A 17,483-nucleotide genomic window follows, 5' to 3' on the forward strand; every position below is an offset into this window, starting at 1 on the left:
TTGTTTCCTCCTTGTTCTTTAACTAATTGACTAAATTATTCACATGGTCAATTTAGTCGAAATAAAAAGTCCCTTACGCGAGACTTTTAAAAATCACATCATGGAACACACGTGTAATTTGATTCTCTGATAAAATCGATTCATGCGTTTTCTGCCATTCTACCGCTAACGCCAAGTACGATTTGAGTAACAGATACGAGACGATCTCTACATCTACTTCTCGCATTTTTTCTCTATCAATGCCAAGTTGTAAATGCTCTGCAATGTACCCAATAATTTTCCGTTCAATTTGGTTTAATGCTTCTTGAACAATTGGTGTTCCCATTTCTCGCTCTTCTTGTATTAATTTCGCAAACAATGCATGTTTCTCGCGAAACTCCAACATTTTCATTAAAACGGCAAGAGCATTTTCATCGAATGGTTTTGTTTCATCAATCACTTTGTCTTTTTCAAACGTCATTTCTTCAATCATCGAAAAAACAATTTCATGAAATAACTCTTCTTTCGTAGAAAAAAAGGTGTAAATTGTTCCCTTTCCTACGTTTGCAAGCTTTGCCACTTGATCCATTGTTGTAGCCTTATAGCCAAAAATCGAAAACGAACGCGTCGCAGCATCCAAAATTTCTTTTCTTCGATCCATGTTTCACCTCATTCTGACTAAAATACTAATTTGGTCTTAAAGTCATTATACACGCTTTAGTACAGATTGCAAGGGGTGTTGTTTATTCCAAGACAAAACTTCTTCATACTAAGATGTTTTAGCTGTTTTCAAGAGTGAATAAAGATACTTACTTCATTATTAGGATACTTTATGTAGTTATTAGGACACTTTGCGCGATTATTAGGACACTCTCCGCGATCATTAGGACACTTCGCGCGATTATTTGGACACTCTCCGCAATCATTAGGACACTCTCCGCGATTATTAGGACACTTTGCGTAATTATTAGGACACTTTATGTGATCATTAGGACACTCGCGTCATTATCCTATATTCAGAAACAAAACGCGTGAATACAGAGCCAGTCAACATTTATCGCCAGCTCATCAACACCAAACAAAAAACTGTAAATGCTCTCCGCTAAAAGAGAGTCATTTACAGTTTCTTATTTCGCGACAACTACTTCTTTCAAAAAAAGTTCATCCAGAAGTTCGCGTGTCATTGCTTTCCCTTGATCAACACAATCAGGCAATCCAAGTCCCTCGTAGGAACTTCCTGCTAGTTTCACATGAGGTAATTTAGTGGCTAAATCAGCTTTGACACGTTGTACACGATCTTGATGACCGACGACGTATTGCGGCATTGCTTCTTTCCATCGGGTTACGACTGTGAATAAAGGATCTCCATCGATTTTCGTTGTTTTGCGTAAGTCGTCTAGCACAACTTTTTCAATTTCTTTATCGGATAGATCAACGATTGCTTCGTCTCCTGCTCTACCTACATATCCTCTCATCAGTACATGACCTTCTGGTGTAGTTGTTGGCCATTTTTTATGAGTCCATGTACAAGCAGTGATCGAGTAGTCACTGTTTCGAGAAACAACGAATCCAGTACCATCTTTAGAAATTTGCACTTGGTCTTCTTTAAATGCCATCGCAACTGTTGCCACACTAGTAGATGGCATTTCTTCAAATTCTTCCATGATTCCATGTTCTTCTAATAACGATTTCGTTACGCCATGTGGAGTAGTAAGGATGATACCGTCTGCCTGTAATGTCGAGCCTGTATTTAATGTTATTTCTACCTGCTCGCCAACTTGTTGAAGGCGTTCTGCACGAACTCCTTTGTAAAGTTGAACATCTGTCAGTGCTTGTTCAAGCGATTCAACGATAGTTTCTAATCCATCACGGAACGTACGGAATATTCCTTCTTTTTTTGCTTTTGTAGGAGACTTCGGAGTAGTCCGTTTTGTTCCAAGTATGAGCGATCGATGCTCTTGTTCTACTTTTTCAAACTGCGGAAAGGTTGCTTGCAAACTTAGTCGGTCCAAATCACCTGCATATATTCCAGATAACAATGGTTCAATTAAGTTTTCCACTACTTCATTTCCAAAACGTCTACGGAAAAAGTGACCGAGCGATTGATCTCCTTGAATGTTTGATTTCGGCAAAACAAAATCACCAGCAGCCCGGACTTTTCCACTCCACGAGAAGAGACCGGATGTAACAAACGGAGAAATTTCAGTCGGAATCCCCATTACAGACCCCGCAGGAATGGGGTGGAGTTCTTCACCAACTAAAACATACGCTTGTCCTGTTGCGTTTTTTACTAGTTGGTCCTCAATACCCAAGTCTTCTGCAAGCTGTCCAAAGCTCACTTTTCTCGCTAAGAAGGAGTCCGGTCCGCGTTCCACTATGAAGCCATCTTTTCGAAGCGTTTGAATTTTCCCTCCTAAACGTGGAGAAGATTCGATGAGTGTAATCTCTAATGGATAGCCTTTTTCTCTCGCTTCTTTTTGCATATAGAAGGCAGCGGATAATCCAGTGATTCCGCCGCCAATGATGATAATTTTCTTTTTCTGTTGTGACATCTTCATCATCACTTTCTTGTCTGACTTTCAATCGATTATTTGTGGTTCAACTTTTTTAACACGACATCTGCCATTGCATCAATAAATAACGGTTGTGTGTTTGGCATTTCCGGACGGTAATAGTTCGCGCCAATTTCATCCGTCACAACTTTACACTCGACATCATTGTCAAAAAGCACTTCTAAATGGTCCGCTACAAATCCAACTGGCGTGTAAACGAAAGAAGTGTATCCTTTTTCGTTATGTAGATCGCGCGTTAAGTCTTGTACATCTGGTCCAATCCACGGCTCAGGAGTTTGTCCAGCACTTTGCCAACCAACTTCGTAGTTTTCGACTCCTGCTGCTTTCGCAATCATATCTGCTGTTGCATGTAATTGATCTGGATACGGGTCACCATTTGCAATGATTTTCTCTGGCAACGAGTGAGCGGAAACGATTAGGCAAGCTTTAGCGCGTTCTTCTTCTGACATAGATGCAAATGTTGACGCGATCTTTTCCTGCCAGTATTGAATAAACTTCGGCTCATCGTACCAGCTTTCCACTGATGTGATTTGTGGTCCACCCAACGTTTCTGCAGTTTCTTTTGCACGTCCGTTGTAGGATTTAATGGAAAACGTAGAGAAGTGTGGTGCTAACACAATCGAAACAGCTTCTTCTATTCCGTCTTCGTGCATTTGTTTCACTGCATCTTCGACAAATGGTTCAATATGCTTTAACCCAATGTATAGCACAAATTCAATGTCATCTTGCACTTCATTCAAACGGGCACAAAGCGCTGTTGCTTGGTCATCTGTAATTTTCGCAAGAGGCGAAATTCCACCGATCGCACGGTAACGATCACGCAGATCTTCTAAAGCTTCTGTACTTGGTGGACGTCCATGACGAATATGCGTGTAATACCGTTCTAAGTCTTCCTCTTTGTATGGCGTTCCGTAAGCCATCACTAGTAATCCCATTTTCTTTTTCAAGTCAATCACCTCAGATTAGATTTTCTGTTCTATTTTCCCATTATCTATCTGTTTTCTCGAGAAGGAAGCGTTTAAGAATGTGCTAATCGTTCGCGTGAATACTCATGTACAAACGCAGTTAATCGTTTTAACGTGTCCGGATTTACTTCTGGGAAGACACCATGTCCCAAGTTAAAAATGTGACCTGGTTGCGCCAACCCTTCATCTAAAATGGCTCTTGCACGACTTTCAATGACATTCCAGTCTGCTAATAATAAGGATGGATCTAAGTTCCCTTGAAGTGTTTTTGTAAGTCCCATAGAGCGAGCTTCTGCAATCGATAATCGCCAGTCAAGTCCGACAACATCTACCGGAAGGTCATGCCATTCCTTCGCTAAGTGACTTGCACCTACTCCAAACGTCGTTACTGGAACTCCATAAGACTGAATGGCTGTAAAGATTTTCTCCATCACTGGTTTAATGAAGATCCGGTAATCTGCTACATTTAACGCACCGACCCATGAATCAAAGATTTGAATCGCTTTCGCTCCAGAGTCCACTTGAGCTTTCGTGTAGACGATGATCATATCAGCAAGCTTGTCCATTAAAGCGAACCACGCTTCTGGATTAGATACCATCATCGCTTTGGTTTTGTTGTAGTTACGAGAAGGACCGCCTTCAATCATGTAACTCGCTAATGTGAAAGGTGCTCCAGAGAACCCGATTAATGGAACATTCAGTTGTTCTGTCGTTAATAATTTTATCGTCTCTAACACAAATGGAATATGGTCTTCAGGTGATAGTTCTCCTAGTCTATCTACATCTTCTTTCGAACGAATCGGATTTGAAATCACTGGACCTACACCAGCTTTGATTTTTACATCTACCCCGATTCCAGGAAGCGGTGTTACGATATCTTTATATAAAATCGCTGCATCTACATCATATTGTTCCACTGGTAAACGAGTCACGTAAGCACACAGTTCTGGTTGGTGCGTAATTTCCTCTAGAGAGTACTTTTCTTTAATCTTTCGATATTCAGGTTGCGAGCGTCCAGCTTGGCGCATATACCATACTGGTGTATGCACAACTGATTCTCCTTTTGCGGCACGTAAAAAAGTATCGTTAAATGGTTTCATAAGTCGTCGTTCCTGCCTTTCTTCTTGCTTCTCACTATAGACGTATATACCCTCATTGTATAGATTCCTCGGTCAATTGTCATAGAATTGCCTATAATTGTGTCGGAGAGTTGTTTCAAGATTTTTATTCAGGGGAAAGTTATACTTGTAGAAAACGGAGGGATTACATATGAACATTTATTTGACGAACGGAACGCCTGAATTTATGAAGTCATTAAAACAGAAAAACGCGAACGAAAAAATGGTCGTTATGTATGGCGAAGGAAATGCCGTATTACTTCATGAAACAGATGGAAAAACAGTATTCGCAACACCTCGTAAATATGAAGTGATTGATTCGGCAGGTGAATTAAGTGAAAACGGCTTCTTCGTTTTTAATAATATTCCTGTCACAGAAGAAGGACGTCCTATTTTCGAACACCGTTTTACCAATCGCGCACGTGCAATTGAAGACGAACCAGGATTTATTGCCATTCGTGTATTACGTCCTTTAGATTCGGATACGTATATTGTGGTGACAGAATGGACTGGACCTAGCTCATTTGAAGCATGGCAATCTTCTTCTGCTTACGATAAAGCACACGCAAAGCGCGGAACAGAAGAAGGCATTGACAAAAAACCAAACATTTTCTCTAGTGCATCTTATGTAACGAAGTATTTCACAGAAAGAAGTACGGAAGAAGAATAGATTGAAAAGAGCGTATCGGATGAGAAAATCCAATACGCTCTTTTTTGTCTTTGATCGTTTTTCTATCTAGTTGTATCGTCCTTTTCGAACTCGCTTTCAATCTCATCAGCCGTCACAATCGGTTTCGGCTTTTCCATTTCATACTTCGCCACCAAGATTTTAGCGATGTCTGATTTATTGATCGCATCTTTCACGGCTAAGTAAATCACAAAGTATGTAATGACTAACCCTATCAGCCACATGAATATCCCTAATAATCCCATTCCAATCTCCCCCTCTGTTTATCTCTTCTTATATCTCACAACGCTCTGTGACACCACAACATGTAAAAATGCCAAAATCCCTACATGCAGGATCGGAACTTTTGTTAGGATTGCCGTGACGATTAGAACAATCAGTTGCACGAACTGTGCTGTAGAAACGACATTTGCGGCAGCTTGACGTCTCGTCTCTTCTGATACTGCTGGGAATAAAGCATCCAATTTAAATTCGGACTGTTGACTTAATGCCGCTTTTAACTGAAGTACGGTGGCAAATGCGAATACCGCTGTAAGCGCATATTGTACAAACGAGATATCGACAAGCGCGATGATAACCGCAAGGATGAGCGTTAAGCGAACCCATAAATAAAAAGTATCGCTAGACCGAATGAATTTTCTTGCCAATAAATATGTCTCCGCATTTTTCTGTTTATACGGAATCACTGAAAATAAACCATCTGCATACTTTCTTCGACGAATCGACGGTGTAATATGTGGAACATCCGTGAAGTTATTAGCAAAACGATAAAATCGCATCATTCGTCTATTTTCCATTTCGATAAATGTCTCAAATGGAAACGCTACATTCTCTTTTTTGCGCTGAAGAACTAGGTGAAATACAACAAATACTAACAGGCTAATTCCGACAAATAACCAGCTCTCTTTAAACAGGAAGAAAAAGATAACCCCTTGTAGTAAAAATCGTACCAATCGATCGATCCAAGCCCCTTGTCCATTAAAATGCCAGAGAAGTGACATTTCATGTTGCACAGAAAAGTGTTTCATTGCCAAAACAAGCACTGCTGTTACTAATAAAGTGGTGGCGCTTACCCCTTCGACTTTCGTTAACAATGGAATACTGACAATTAAAATTAGAAGTGGAATCCACACTTGTGAGAAAAAAGTCCATGTTGTCGCCTTCTTCATATAGGCATGTAATTGCGTTTCGAGTGGCAGAAAAAATACTTTGTCCGCTTCCTTGAATAGTGTGACTGGTTTACTTAGAAGTAGCGTCACGGAAAGAAGAACGCTAACTAGCACTTCTCCAGGGAAATCTGCGGGAGCACGTTTTAGCCATTCACTGTACTGATAGCCCCCTGCCCCTATTGCAAAAACAAGCGCAAACGCTAAATGGCCAGTAAAAATATATTGCACATATTTTTGAAGTTCTTCTATATAAGACTGAAATCGTTTATTCCAAAAATCAAGCAAGCTTTTCATCGTCTTGCTCCTTTGTCATCTCAATGTACAAGTCATCGAGGGTGGCATGCGGCATTCCAAACTCCTTGCGCAGCTGATCCATCGTGCCACTAGCGCGTACACGCCCGTGATGCAGAAGAATAATACGGTCACAGTACCGTTCTGCTGTCGCCAATACGTGCGTTGACATCAGAACTGCAGCACCACGTTGCTTACGACTTTCCATTTGCTGAAGTAACGATTGAATACCGAGTGGATCCAGTCCAACGAATGGTTCATCAATCATGTAAAGAGTTGGTTCCACTAAGAATGCGCACATAATCATTACTTTTTGGCGCATACCTTTCGAGAAATGCGAAGGAAACCAATTTAAGCGTTTTTCCAATCGAAATTCTTTTAAGAGTAATTCGCTTCGCTGCTGAAGCGTTTGCTCGTCAATACCATATGCCATCGCTGTTAGCTCTAAATGTTCTTTTAACGTAAGCTCGTCATATAAAATAGGCGTTTCTGGAATATAGCTAAAAGATGTACGATACGCACTTGGATTTTCTGAAAAGGTCGTTCCATTGATGGAGATCGTTCCAATTCTTGGTTCCATCATTCCAATAATATGTTTAATCGTTGTACTCTTCCCAGCGCCGTTTAGTCCAATCAGGCCAACTAACTCCCCTGGCTCGATTTTGAATGAAATCTCATGCAACACATCTTTACGGGTGTAGCCACCTGTTACATGGTCCACGTGTAAAATACTCATCAAGTCACCTCATTTTGTGATTTTAGTGTATCATATCTTCATATACGAAAAAGGAGTGACGCATATGACTGAATGTTTGTTTTGTAAATTAGTAGACGGATCAATTCCTGCTACGAAAGTGTACGAAGATGACAAAGTACTTGCGTTTATGGATATTATGCCATTAACGAAAGGTCACACATTACTCATTCCAAAAGCGCATCACGCATCGATTCAAGAAATGCCACCGGAAGAAGCGGCGCATTTATTTTCGGTCGCACCTAAAATCGCACGCGCAATTGAAGATGCTTTCGAACCGCACGGCTTAAACTTGTTAAACAATAATGGCGCACCAGCAGGGCAAAGTGTCTTCCATTTCCATTTACACTTCATCCCTCGTTATAACGAAAAAGACGGGTTGAAAGTATCATGGAAAACAAAAGAAAAAGAATTTTCTATGGATGATTTTGCCGAACACGCGAAAGAAATACAAGCAAAACTATCCTAATAATTCCCACTGCAGAGAAACTTGGTATCGCCGAGCTTCTCTGCTTTTTTCATGGCAATGAAATTCGGCATCATACTTGGTGACATGAATATTGGATGCCATTCTATATAGAAACAGCCTTACCAATCCTACCGAAGAAGAAACACTTGCTTCTGAGTGCGAAACACGGTACACTCTCCTATAAGTTCTCGCAAACGGCAATAAGTGCACGTTTGGGGAATGAAAAAAATAGCAGAGTCTAGGAGAGATGAGAAAATGAATACGAAACAACTTGTACTTATGTCCATGCTTATTGCATTGGGCACCGCATTATATTTGGTTATCCCCGGATTTAACGGAGGAATGAAACCAGATTTCATGCTAACGATGATGTTTATTGGCATTCTTTTATTCCCAAAAGCGTCACATGTCTTTTTACTAGGAACCGTAACGGGAATTTTATCTGGATTATTTTCCACGTTTCCCGCAGGATTTATTCCAAACGTTGTAGACAAAGTAGCAACTGCATTTTTGTTCTACATCGCGATTCTTTTATTGAAAAAAGTATCACAACATATCCTCGTTTCCACGGTTTTGACAGCCGTTGGCACCATATTATCTGGAAGCATATTCTTAAGCGTTGCGATTTTCTTAATGGGCGTTAACGTTCCGTTTATCGGACTATTTCTTACAGTCGTATTGCCTGCAGTCGCGCTAAATGCTCTCGCTTTCTTTATCATGTATCCAATCGTGCTACAACTTATGAAACGATCAAACATGCAACCAATCAGTTTAAGCGCATAATATAACCGCCAGCTTCCTAACTCAAGGAGAGCTGGTTTTTTTATGCGGCACGGGTCAGGGATGGACGTTTACGATTTAGGATCGGCTATACTATACATTCTCACACAACGCTATTTTCACGGAATATCTATACAGCATTTCCTACAAATGTTTTAATAGTTCTAGAAGAAGGAAATACATAGACTATAGACATTCGAAGGGAGCCCTAACGTGATGAAAGCATCCACATTTACACTAGGAATTGTTTCTGGCATTGTAGTTGGCACAGCGGCAGTATTATTCTCTACTCCCCAAACTGGCCAAGAACTACGCGGAAACGTAAAAGTACAATCGCAAAACTTAAAACAAAAACTTCAAGAAGTAAAATTTCATGTGCGAGACTTAACCTCTTCCATTCAACAACTCACAGCGGAAGCAAAAAACGAGTTGCCAGAAACCATCAATGGAATTAAGCAATCGTTACATGACTGGCAAGGAGAAATCGCGCCAATCCAAGAAAACTTACAACAAGAACTAAACTCGATCCAACTTGCAATGGAAGATCTTGAAAAAACACTAAGAGAACATCAAAAAGAAAAGAATTCGGAGACGACTAATTGATTAGTCGTCTTTTTTAATGGAAAGATTGTGCGGAAAATGGGACATTTTTTGGCGACATTAGGACACTTTTTGGCGACATTAGGACACTTCGCGTCAACTTTAGGACACTTCGCGTCAACTTCAGGACACTTCGCTTCAACTTCAGGACACTTTTGCCGGACATTAGGACACTTTCACCAAACATTAGGACACTTCGCGTCAACTTCAGGACACTTCGCCTCAACTTCAGGACACTTTCTTCAATACACAAGAACACTTTCCTAAAACTTTATAAATTGACGAATAATTTTCATTATTCTAACTTTCCACTCTTTTGTTTTATTGCTATAATGATAAAAACGTTTTTTTGAGAAAGTGGGAAAAAATGTGTCCGAGAAAAATTACACGTTGAAGGAAGCAATGCTCTACAGCCAAAGGATTGCTCAGTTGGCAAAGGCTTTATGGAAGGCTGTTGAAAAGGATTGGCAGCTTTGGATAAAACCTTATGACTTGAATATTAATGAACATCACATATTATGGATATCCTATCATTTAAAGGGTGCATCGATTTCTGATGTGGCAAAATTTGGCGTGATGCACGTTTCGACTGCCTTCAATTTTTCGAAGAAGTTGGAAGAACGTGGGCTCCTTACTTTTTCTAAGCGAGATGATGATAAGCGAAATACGTATGTGGAGTTAACACCGCAGGGTGAAAGTTTATTGCTTGATATGATTGCGAATTATCATGATACGCCTCATAGCGTGATTGAGGGTTCATTGCCAATTAAAGAGTTGTATGGTCGTTTCCCAGATTTCATGGAAGTAATGGCGGTGATTCGCAATATTTATGGGGAAGATTTTATGGAGATTTTTGAACATTCCTTTAAAAATATTGATCAGCGTTTCGATCAAGTAGAGGAAAAATTAAATCTACAAAAGATGCCGTTAGAATAACGTTGAAAGCGCTATCTAAAATGTAATATTCGAGTGGTTGCATTTTCTGATCAAAGAGAGTATTGTATCTATTCGTAAGTACTTTTGAAATGATTAGGAGATGCATACTGTGCACTGCTGGAAAACAATCAATGTACGAAAACAATACGGGTTCGATCGAATCTTTATGTTGTCTTCACTCATTGTATTAGCTGTATTTTCAATTTTTTATGTGGCGATGGAAGTTACTCGTCAAGCAGACTTGTCTGATCAAGGATTCGGCATCTTTTTTGCCAGTTTCCTGTTACTATATCCCACTCACAAATTAATTCATTATTTACCACTGATTCGGTATCGGAAAGAAGTTCGTTTTTATGTAAAGCGACAATTAGGGATTATTCCTATTTTAGTGATTCGCATTAAAGAGCCTATTCCGAAGACTCGTTTTTTGTTCGCCCTGTTAGCACCTTTTGTGCTAATAAATGGTGTATTAATCGCGGGGGCAATTCTTTTTCCGATGTTTAATCACTACTTCACAATGCTACTTGCTTATCATTGTGGAATTTGTTTGATAGACTTACTGTATATCAAAAATTTGGCCCGTTCGCCAAAACTTGCTCTGATTGAAGAGACTGACAATGGCTACGAAATTCTCGTACCTCCAGTATCTGTTTAAGATCGGACGCTTCAGAGAGAGGGGGAGAGTTTGTGATTATTGCAGTTGTTGTGATTTTCTCAATCTTTTATCTGTTTCAAATTAATCGAATGACATACGCCTTATGTATGCAACGAGAGATTCCCGAAGAGAAACAAACGAAGATTTTCCGAACAATTAATGTTCTGATTACGATCCTTCTTGTTTCTTTTTATGTAGAAATTCTGTTAACAGCATAAAAGCTCGTGTACCTGTAAAACAGGTACATGAGCTTTTTTTAGTACAAGAATGCTGCCCCAACAATAATTAACAAGATGAAAAGTACGACAATCAATGCAAAGTTTGATTGACAAGGATATCCTCCACTCACGCGAACCCCTCCTTTCTCTATCTTTATGGTATGTAGGAGATTGCACCCATTTTAGGCATTTGAGGGAACTATTTTTGTTTTTCCATCGTTTATGGTATAGTAACTTCTGCATCGAGAAGACAGATAGGAGCGATAACATGAAAAAATCAGTATTAGCATTATCCATTGCAGCTTCTGCATTAGCGTTAGGTGCATGTAATGATGAATCAGCATCCGATTCAGCTGTAGTGGCAACATCAAAAGCTGGAGACGTGACAAAAGACGATCTTTATCAAGAAATGAAAGAATCCGTTGGCGATCAAGCACTTCAAGTATTATTAATTGAAAAAGTACTTGCAGATAAATATGAAGTTACGGACAAAGAAGTACAGGCTGAATTTGACAAGCAAAAGAAGGAAATGGGCGATAGTTTCGAACAAACACTTCAAGCTCAAGGTCAAACAGAAGAAAGCTTTAAAAAATATCTTCGTTTAAATATTCTTCAAGAAAAAGCACTAACAGATGGTGTGGAAGTTTCAGATGAAGATGTGAAAGCTTATTACGATCGTATGAAAACAGAGCTTAACGCTCGTCACATCTTAGTAGATGATGAAGAAACAGCTAAAGAAGTGAAAAAGAAATTAGAAGATGGTGGAGATTTTGCAGCGCTTGCGAAAGAATACTCTACTGAACAAGCTGCACAACAAACTGGTGGAGACCTTGGATGGTTCGGTCCAGATAAAATGGTGGCGGAATTTACAGATGCTGCGTATGCACTTGATGTAAATGAAATCAGTGAACCTGTGAAATCACAGTTTGGTTATCACATTATCCAAGTAACGGAAAAACGTGAAGTTGAAGTTGACGGTACATTGGATGAAAAGAAAGATGAAATCAAAAAAGAACTACAAATGAAAAACGCAGATCAAGCTTCTTTATTACCAAAAGTTTCGAAGATGATGAAAGATGCAGACATCGAAATTAAGGATGAAGACTTGAAAGGCGCTATCGATCAAATTTTAAGCGCTGGTGAGCAGCAAGAAGAACCAGCACCAACTGAAGAGTAAAAAATTGGCCCTCCTAGATATTCTAGTGAGGGCCATTTTCTATTCATCAAAGGTAGGTCGGTAGAAAGAACGATTATCAAGTGGAAACATTCTTTCGGAGAATTCTCCAGGAGGTGTTTTCTTCAATGCACGATTCAGCATATTCATCTTCGCATCTATGTTATCAATGTAATGAAGAATTTCTGCTTCACGAATCATCGGTTTTTTCGGGCTTCCCCACTCTTCTTTTCCGTGATGAGAAAGTACGAGGTGTTGGAGCACCATTACTTCTTCCCCTTCAATTTGCAATTCTTCTGCAGCCTTATCAATTTCCGTCACCATAATGGTAATATGACCTAGCAAATTTCCTTCGACCGTATAAGATGTTGCAATCGCACCTGAGAGCTCTCTCACCTTGCCAATATCGTGTAGGATAATTCCTGCATATAAAATATCGCGATTTAATGTAGGATACAGCTCACAAAGTGCTTTTCCTAACTTTAGCATCGAGACAACGTGATCGATTAGTCCTGACACGTAGTCATGGTGATTTTTCGTTGCAGCTGGGTACGTCATAATTTTCGTTTGGTATTTTTTAAGAATATGGCGAGTTAAACGTTGAATATTTGCATTTTGCATTTCAAACAGAAATTGTTGCAACTCTTCCATTAGCACTTCTTTCGGTTTTTCCGCTGCTGGCACTAAATCGCTCAGTTGAATTCCTTCTTCTTCCTTCATAGGACGAATGCTTTTAATGCGCAATTGATTTTTCCCTCGATAGTGATGAATTTCTCCACCCACTCGAACAATTGCCTCTGGATGATATAGTCTTTCATGTTCATCGGTTGTATCCCACAGTTTCGCTTCAATATCGCCACTCTTATCTTGAAGTATCAGCGTCATAAAAGGACTTCCTTGCGTCGTAACCGCTTTTGTCGCTTGTTTAATTAACAGGAAGTGATCAACTGCTTCTCCTACTCCTAAAGTTGTAATACCTTTCATCATGAATGAACACTCCTTTCTATTTCTGCCTTCGTTAGTCTTACAATGGTTGCAGTTGGTAATGATGTCGCAATTGATTCGTGACAAGTAAAGTAAAGAACTTGATGCTTTGTCGATAGTTGCATTACGGCTTCTATAGCATGGCCCATTCGATGTTTGTCAAAGTGGACAAAGGGATCGTCTAACAATAATGGAAGTGGTGCTCTTTCTAGCATAGAATCAGCTAAGGCGAAACGCAAGGCAACATACGCTTGTTCTTTTGTTGCTTGGCTTAACTCTCCCACTAAATATCTTCGTTCATCATTTGTCACCGCTTCTACTTGCTCTTGTTCTGTCCATTCTAAAGAATGGTATTTGCCACCTGTCAATTCGGAGAAGTATCGATTTGCCTCTTCCATCACTCCAGGCAGTCTCTCTTCTTTTAACTGGCTCATCGTTTGACGAATTGTTTCTGCCACTACTTTTTTCACTGCCCATGATTTCGCCAGTTCTTGCAAGAAAGCTTTTTCTGTTTCAAATTCTTGCAATAAATTGCCATATGCCTCATCTTCCATTAACGATTTCGTTAATTGCTTTAATGTTGCTTGTTCTTCTAACAGTTCGTGTCGTCTAGCCGTATTTTCCCTGGATCTAGTTTCAAGCTCCTGAACACGCTGTTCTGTATTCTCCAAATGATTCAGATCATTATCATCGATTCCGATGGAAGTAAGTTGGCTCTCTATTTGTTTCAATCGATTAGTAGCCTCCACATATGTTCTATGCTGCTGATCTGCCAAATAGAATGATTTCTCTTCTGAAACGTTTGCTTCATTTAAAAGATTCTCTTTCTCTTGCACAAATGCTTGTTTTAATTGTTGCTTTTCTTTCCATTCTTTCTCTTTTTGCTCTAGTAGAGTTTCCACGTCGTTTTGTTTTCTTTTTTGATCGGACCAAGCCAGTTTTGCCTCTCTCAACTTGTCGAAAAGCGATTCTTTCGTCAACGGTGTTTGAAGGATAGATTGTCCTTCTGCTAGCCACTCATTCACTTGTGTTGTCCCCGAATTGTACTCTTGTCGTAATCGATCTATTTGTTTTTCTACTCGTTGCAGATGACGAATTTTCACAAACGTTCCTTCATTTAACGTGCGCTGATGTAGTCCTTCTTGCTCCGCAAATGTTGTAAGAGACTTTTTCGCTTCTTCGTATGTTTCCTGGGTGAGCTTCAACGCCTCTTGTGTCCGCCCTATAGTACGCTCGATTTCTTCTAGTTGTTCATTCAATTGATCGCGCTGTAGTTTCGTTACTATTGCCTTCTCTTTCCGCTGCTTCCAATCGTATAGTTCCTGCTCCAACGCTTCCATCGTTTCTTTTGATACGGTTTCACGGGAAGTCGTGTTCTCTTTCGCAGCTAACATATATAAAATAGCAGCCAAAATGATTCCAAGTATCATCACTCGGTAGTCAGATAATACGATACTGCCAATAATGGAAAAGCCAAGACTTAGACCGACAAGTAGCAAAGGATGCAAGGTGGTCGATTTGGAAGTGGACTGATTCGACAGTTTCGCTTCAGCGAGCTGTTGTTCTTTTTCAAATACTTGTGCCTGTATCTTTTCAACATCTTCCGGCTGCTCCGACTGCTGTAATTTTTCGCGCACTATAATTCGTTGATCTAAAACTTGTGCTTCGTTTGTCTTGTTCTGCGCAAGCGTCTTCTCGACTTCTTCTACGTGTTTTAACGCTGTCAAGAATGCCGTTTCTTTTTCCAATGAAACATTTTGCGCTAGAAGTCGTTGTTTATCTTCTTCTGTCTGGATGCCAACTAATTGATACTCTTGTTCGAGTTCATCTTCTAACGTGACGATTTTTTGCTGTATTTCCGCTAATTTCGCGTGCGTTTGATGCCACTCAACTTCCTTCGTTAAAAACTGATCGATCGAAGCGATATCAATTTCTTTCACGTCATTCGTTAGGACGTTTTTTAATTCCTCTATTTCCTCTTCTAACCGTGTGATTCGAGCGTCACTCTCTTTTTCTTTATCTCGCAGTGATTCCCATCGCCGAACCCCATCTATAGGGAATTGTTGTTGATCATTTTCGGATTGAATTTCTAGCAGCTGCTCTTTCTCTATAAATAGTGGTCCTGCTTGCTTCAGCTTTTGAAGTAGCGATAAGTCCTTCGTAATCAGGTGTTCTTCTTGACGCAGCCTTTCTAAGCTCGAAGTAATTTCGTTCAAACGATTGATAGATGGTTCATAGTGTTCCGTTTTCTCCCGAATCTCTTTTATCTTCGTTTCCAGCTCACGCACTTTTTCCAGCTGCACATTCATTTGCGGTTTTTTTCCCGCTTTTTTAAATAAATCGGCTAGTTCATTGCCCATTTTTGTTTCCAATACTGCAAGTTGATCGACTCCTGTAGTTCCAGAAGCTAGTAATGTCCGGCTCACTTCTTCTTCTGTCATTTTTTCAAATTGCTGTAGTTGGTGGATAGAGAAAGAAAAAATTGCTTCGTATGAACTCCTATCATAGCCATACACAACATCGCGTAGTAAATCATCGGATCCACGAGTGCCGTCCTCTAGATATACTGTTACATCTCCAGCGGACTTACCTTTTACTCGTTCGATCACGACATGACCATATTTTTCATGATGGAGATGAACTTGTCCACCATGCTTTCCACCTGTTTTTGGTTCATATCTTTGAAGGCCTTGATTCCGAAGTGGAAAACCGAACAGGATCGATAAGATGAATTGTTGTATCGTCGTTTTCCCTGCTTCATTCTCCCCCAAAAAAACAGTCATATTCGACTGTAAGTCAAATTTACGATCTTCGTGCTGTCCAAAGCCAAAGATTATTAGCTTTTTCAGATACATATCATCACTCCTCGCTCGCTACGTGGGATATAATAATTTTCGTTGCCTCATTCGCTACTTCCTCTTTTTCTTCCATGGAAAGAGGCTCTAAGTATTTACTTAATCTCGCGTGCTGATGAACATCTTTGACAACCGTTTTCCACTCTTTGTCATCCCACGCAGCCATCGTTTGAAGTAAAATGCCCGCCAAACTATTTTCCGACGGATTCATTTGCGTTGGTTTCTCTAGCTCTATCGAACGAATAAAAACGGTCGGATCGTGCATTTCTTCTGCTTCTCGTAACGACTCGAGCCATTCGTCAAGTGGAGTACTTTCCAGAAGTTCCTTCGCTGTTTCCCCGACTGCTGTTAATCGAATATCTACTATAGCCGTTCCAACGCGAGTTCTAGTGTCGTCACAAACTTCTTCGATAAAACGGTAAAAATCGTTTGCATGCTGTAGCTCTGGACACTTCACCTCTACTCGTTCGTAAACCACTTGAGAGGTCACATGAAAAGCTAATTCTGTACCATTTGTGTCGATTGTCACTTCATAAAAACCCTTTTCTCCTTGTTCATTTCGGTGTCGACTTTGACTATTTCCTGGATACACAATTGATGGGTCTCGGTGAAGTATCTGGCGTTTGTGAATATGGCCGAGAGCCCAGTAGTGGTAATTTTTTGACAGAAGTTCTTCTTTTGTAAACGGTGCGTAAACATCATGTGACGTGTCGCCTGCGATACTTCCGTGCAACATACCAATATGAATCTCTTTTGGATTTTCTCGTGGTATGTAACTAGTCATCCGACTCTTCTTCACATGTCTTTCCGGGTAGCTAAAACCATGAATCACCACTGTTTCTCCATTCACTTGTAACGAAGCAGAAGATGTTTCATTGCCAAAAACATGCACATTCGCCGGCAGCTGAAATCTAGTCCATTTCCCACTCAAGTGGTCGTGATTGCCATGGCTAATGAAAACCGGAATCCCAGCTTGTTCTAGCTTCTCCATTCCCCGAAGAAAATGCGCTTGCGCTTTTAAACTTCTTTCTTCCCCGTCGTAAATATCTCCGACTATCAGTAGAAAATCAGGTTTATGTTCAAGGGCTAAGTCTATTAATCTGGTATAAGCATCAAATGTGCTATTTCGAAGGGTTTGATGTAGCTTATGTGGAAGGTTGGATATTCCTTTAAATGGACTATCTAAATGCAAATCAGCTGCATGAAAAAAACGAATAGAAGACATAGGTGAACTCCTTTATAAAAAAACGAATATTTGTTCTTATTTTAGCATTT

At 40.0% G+C, this 17,483-nt stretch carries 19 protein-coding genes; 8 read left to right on the forward strand and 11 right to left on the reverse strand.

Going from position 1 to position 17,483, the window contains the following annotated elements:
- Nucleotides 1–73 precede the first annotated feature (73 nt).
- The 4 genes from D3873_RS09865 to hemE all read right to left on the reverse strand — a co-directional run bounded on the left by D3873_RS09865 (nt 74) and on the right by hemE (nt 4,617).
- Nucleotides 74–640, reverse strand: coding sequence for a TetR/AcrR family transcriptional regulator (locus D3873_RS09865; RefSeq protein WP_119883879.1), 567 nt, complete (start codon nt 638–640; stop codon nt 74–76).
- A gap of 466 nt (nt 641–1,106) precedes the next feature.
- Complete coding sequence (gene hemY / locus D3873_RS09870) at nt 1,107–2,531, reverse strand: protoporphyrinogen oxidase (protein WP_119883880.1); 1,425 nt, start codon at nt 2,529–2,531, stop codon at nt 1,107–1,109.
- Nucleotides 2,532–2,566: 35 nt separating this feature from the next.
- Complete coding sequence (hemH, locus tag D3873_RS09875) at nt 2,567–3,487, reverse strand: ferrochelatase (protein WP_119884525.1); 921 nt, start codon at nt 3,485–3,487, stop codon at nt 2,567–2,569.
- A gap of 83 nt (nt 3,488–3,570) precedes the next feature.
- Nucleotides 3,571–4,617, reverse strand: coding sequence for a uroporphyrinogen decarboxylase (gene hemE / locus D3873_RS09880; protein ID WP_119883881.1), 1,047 nt, complete (start codon nt 4,615–4,617; stop codon nt 3,571–3,573).
- A gap of 169 nt (nt 4,618–4,786) precedes the next feature.
- Between hemE and D3873_RS09885 the strand changes: the two genes are divergently transcribed.
- Complete coding sequence (locus tag D3873_RS09885) at nt 4,787–5,305, forward strand: antibiotic biosynthesis monooxygenase family protein (RefSeq protein ID WP_119883882.1); 519 nt, start codon at nt 4,787–4,789, stop codon at nt 5,303–5,305.
- Between the two features lie 62 nt (nt 5,306–5,367).
- Here D3873_RS09885 and D3873_RS09890 read toward each other — a convergent pair whose 3' ends face one another.
- The 3 genes from D3873_RS09890 to D3873_RS09900 are packed head-to-tail and all read right to left on the reverse strand — an operon-like array spanning nt 5,368 to nt 7,519.
- Nucleotides 5,368–5,568: a hypothetical protein gene (locus tag D3873_RS09890; RefSeq protein WP_119883883.1), complete on the reverse strand. Its 201-nt coding sequence runs from the start codon at nt 5,566–5,568 to the stop codon at nt 5,368–5,370.
- An 18-nt stretch (nt 5,569–5,586) separates the two neighbouring features.
- On the reverse strand, nt 5,587–6,786 hold the full coding sequence (locus tag D3873_RS09895) for an ABC transporter permease (RefSeq protein WP_119883884.1): 1,200 nt from the start codon (nt 6,784–6,786) through the stop codon (nt 5,587–5,589).
- Nucleotides 6,770–7,519, reverse strand: a complete 750-nt coding sequence (locus tag D3873_RS09900) for an ABC transporter ATP-binding protein (RefSeq protein ID WP_119883885.1) — start codon at nt 7,517–7,519, stop codon at nt 6,770–6,772. Before D3873_RS09900 ends, D3873_RS09895 begins: the two co-directional genes overlap by 17 nt.
- A gap of 64 nt (nt 7,520–7,583) precedes the next feature.
- Here D3873_RS09900 and D3873_RS09905 point away from each other — a divergent pair, with 64 nt between their 5' ends.
- The 6 genes from D3873_RS09905 to D3873_RS09935 all read left to right on the forward strand — a co-directional run bounded on the left by D3873_RS09905 (nt 7,584) and on the right by D3873_RS09935 (nt 11,195).
- Nucleotides 7,584–8,006: an HIT family protein gene (locus D3873_RS09905; RefSeq protein ID WP_119883886.1), complete on the forward strand. Its 423-nt coding sequence runs from the start codon at nt 7,584–7,586 to the stop codon at nt 8,004–8,006.
- A gap of 255 nt (nt 8,007–8,261) precedes the next feature.
- Nucleotides 8,262–8,789 (forward strand): tryptophan transporter, encoded by a 528-nt coding sequence (locus D3873_RS09910; protein WP_119883887.1) that lies wholly within the window; start codon nt 8,262–8,264, stop codon nt 8,787–8,789.
- 213 nt (nt 8,790–9,002) lie between these two features.
- Nucleotides 9,003–9,389, forward strand: coding sequence for a YtxH domain-containing protein (locus D3873_RS09915; protein ID WP_119884526.1), 387 nt, complete (start codon nt 9,003–9,005; stop codon nt 9,387–9,389).
- Nucleotides 9,390–9,755: 366 nt separating this feature from the next.
- On the forward strand, nt 9,756–10,322 hold the full coding sequence (locus D3873_RS09925) for an HTH-type transcriptional regulator Hpr (RefSeq protein ID WP_119883888.1): 567 nt from the start codon (nt 9,756–9,758) through the stop codon (nt 10,320–10,322).
- Nucleotides 10,323–10,422: 100 nt separating this feature from the next.
- Complete coding sequence (locus tag D3873_RS09930) at nt 10,423–10,977, forward strand: DUF3267 domain-containing protein (RefSeq protein ID WP_338014652.1); 555 nt, start codon at nt 10,423–10,425, stop codon at nt 10,975–10,977.
- A gap of 32 nt (nt 10,978–11,009) precedes the next feature.
- The gene (locus D3873_RS09935) at nt 11,010–11,195 is read left to right on the forward strand and encodes a hypothetical protein (protein WP_119883890.1); all 186 of its coding nucleotides are present in this window, start codon (nt 11,010–11,012) and stop codon (nt 11,193–11,195) included.
- A 38-nt stretch (nt 11,196–11,233) separates the two neighbouring features.
- Here the strand turns inward: D3873_RS09935 and D3873_RS09940 are convergent, their stop codons facing one another.
- Entirely contained in the window at nt 11,234–11,326 is a 93-nt protein-coding gene (locus D3873_RS09940) for a YjcZ family sporulation protein (protein ID WP_119883891.1), read from the reverse strand.
- Between the two features lie 137 nt (nt 11,327–11,463).
- On the opposite strand from D3873_RS09940, the gene D3873_RS09945 reads away from it, so the two are divergent.
- A complete protein-coding gene (locus D3873_RS09945) occupies nt 11,464–12,372 on the forward strand; it encodes a peptidylprolyl isomerase (RefSeq protein ID WP_119883892.1) in 909 nt (302 codons plus the stop codon).
- Between the two features lie 39 nt (nt 12,373–12,411).
- Here the strand turns inward: D3873_RS09945 and yhaM are convergent, their stop codons facing one another.
- Genes yhaM through D3873_RS09960 form a run of 3 tightly spaced genes read right to left on the reverse strand, consistent with a single transcriptional unit; the run spans nt 12,412 to nt 17,433 of the window.
- The gene (gene yhaM / locus D3873_RS09950) at nt 12,412–13,353 is read right to left on the reverse strand and encodes a 3'-5' exoribonuclease YhaM (RefSeq protein WP_119884527.1); all 942 of its coding nucleotides are present in this window, start codon (nt 13,351–13,353) and stop codon (nt 12,412–12,414) included.
- Nucleotides 13,353–16,208 carry an ATP-binding protein gene (locus D3873_RS09955; protein WP_119883893.1) on the reverse strand — a complete coding sequence of 952 codons (2,856 nt, stop codon included), beginning with the start codon at nt 16,206–16,208 and terminating at the stop codon, nt 13,353–13,355. The genes yhaM and D3873_RS09955 overlap by 1 nt, the downstream gene beginning before the upstream one ends.
- Before the next feature lie 4 nt (nt 16,209–16,212).
- Nucleotides 16,213–17,433, reverse strand: a complete 1,221-nt coding sequence (locus tag D3873_RS09960) for a metallophosphoesterase family protein (protein WP_119883894.1) — start codon at nt 17,431–17,433, stop codon at nt 16,213–16,215.
- Between the last annotated feature and the right edge of the window lie 50 nt (nt 17,434–17,483).

The organism is Paenisporosarcina cavernae (assembly GCF_003595195.1).
GTDB lineage: Bacteria > Bacillota > Bacilli > Bacillales_A > Planococcaceae > Paenisporosarcina > Paenisporosarcina cavernae.